The sequence below is a fragment of the Streptomyces sp. NPDC059142 genome, from assembly GCF_042755665.1.
Lineage (GTDB): Bacteria > Actinomycetota > Actinomycetes > Streptomycetales > Streptomycetaceae > Streptomyces.
The window spans coordinates 1-1,677 of record NZ_JBHZDA010000216.1 but is presented as its reverse complement, the minus strand read 5'-3'; the positions used below and the strand labels follow the sequence as shown (position 1 = coordinate 1,677).

The 1,677-nt window shown below is 72.0% G+C and carries 1 protein-coding gene and 1 pseudogene; both read left to right on the top strand.

Translation table 11 applies throughout. The features are described from left to right. A partial coding sequence (locus ACFXPK_RS32835) for an alpha/beta fold hydrolase (RefSeq protein ID WP_385080811.1) occupies positions 1 to 1,255 on the top strand: 1,255 nt, incomplete at its 5' end. A gap of 46 nt (positions 1,256 to 1,301) precedes the next feature. After that, a pseudogene (locus tag ACFXPK_RS32830) lies at positions 1,302 to 1,677 on the top strand (cytochrome P450); the annotation flags it as partial.

Sequence of the window (1,677 nt, the reverse complement as noted above, 5' to 3'; positions counted from 1 at the left end):
GCCGTCTCGCTGGCGGCGGCGGGCCCGTACGGGCTCTCCCTGGGCATCGTCACCCGGGACACCGCGCTCGGTCTGGAGCTGGCGGACCGGATCCCTCGTCGGCTACATCGTGCCCGAGGCCGAAGCCGGGAGCGAGGGCGCACAACTCGTCGCGGACGTGCGGGCGTTCCTGGCCGACCGGCTGCCCGAGCACCTGGTGCCCAGGGTGATCATGCGGATGGAGGAACTGCCGCTGACCCTGAACGGCAAGCTGGACCGTGCTGCGCTGCCCGCCCCCGACCACTCCGTCGCGCCGGGAGCCGGCGGCCGAGGACCGGTCACGCTGCGGGAGCAGTTGCTGTGCTCGGTCTTCGAGCAGGTCCTCGGCCTCTCCTCCGTCGGCGTCGACGACAGCTTCTTCGACCTCGGCGGGCACTCCCTCCTCGCGGTACGGCTGGTCAACCGCATCAGGGCGGTCCTCGACGCGGAGGTCCCGGTCAGGGGAGTGTTCGAGGCACCCACCGTCGCGGGCCTGCTGGCCTGGATATCCCGCCAGGGACAGCACCGGACCACGGACGTGCTCGTCCCGATGCGGGCGACCGGCGAGCGTCCTCCGCTCTTCTGCGCCCACACCGTGCTGGGCCTGGGCTGGGAGTACGGCTGGCTCGCCGACGCCGCCCCGCCGGAGCAGCCGCTCTACGCCCTGCGCCCCCGGGGCATGGACACCGGTGGGGCCGCGCTGCCCGAGTCGCTGTCGCGGATGGCGGCCGACTACGTCGCACAGATCCGACGGGTACAGCCCGCCGGCCCCTACCACCTGCTCGGCTGGTCCTTCGGCGGGAACGTCGTCCAGGAAATGGCCGCCCAGCTCCAGGACGAGGGGGAAGAGGTCGCGGTCCTGATCATCCTGGACTCCAGTCCGGTGGACGGCCCGCCGACCGCCGCGCAGCGAGCGGGCTTCGCCGAGCAGGAGGAGACGGTGGCCGGCGCGCTGACCGGCGAGGAGCACGAGGCGTACGTCCGCATCGTGCGGAACAACACCCGGATCCTGCTGGCGCACCGGACGCGGAAGACGTCCGGCACCCTGCTGCTGATCTCGGCGGAGTCGGAGGACAAGGCCGGCCTGTGGCGGCCCTTCGTCTCCGGCGAGGTACGTGAGCACACCCTCGACTGCACGCACCGCGAGATGCTCCTGAACCCCGATGTCGTCCGCGAGATCTGGGAGATCGCGGCGGGCGAACTGGAGCCGGGGGACACCGGCCCGGACGCGACGTAGCTCCCGGATTTGTCGAACAGATGCCCTTGCGAGATGAGGATTGGTCGTGGGTGAGTCCCTGTACACCGTCACCACAATGCCGACAGCGCGCCGGCCCGGCTGTCCCTTCGACCCGCCGCCGGAGCTGCTGGAGGCCCGCCGGCACGGCCCCATCAGCCGGTACACGTTCCCCGGCGGCGTACCCGGCTGGCTGGTCACCGGGTACGACCTGACCAGGTCCGTGCTGGCCGACCCGCGCTTCAGCTCACGGTGGGAGCTGATGCGCCACCCGACCGTCGAGCACGGCGACGTCGACCTGCCCCCGGCGCCGCCCGGCGAGTTCCTCTTCATGGACGAGCCGCGGCACGGCCGCTACCGCAAGCCGCTGATGGGCAAGTTCACCGTGCGGCGGATGCGGCTGCTCACCGAGCGGATCGAGGCGA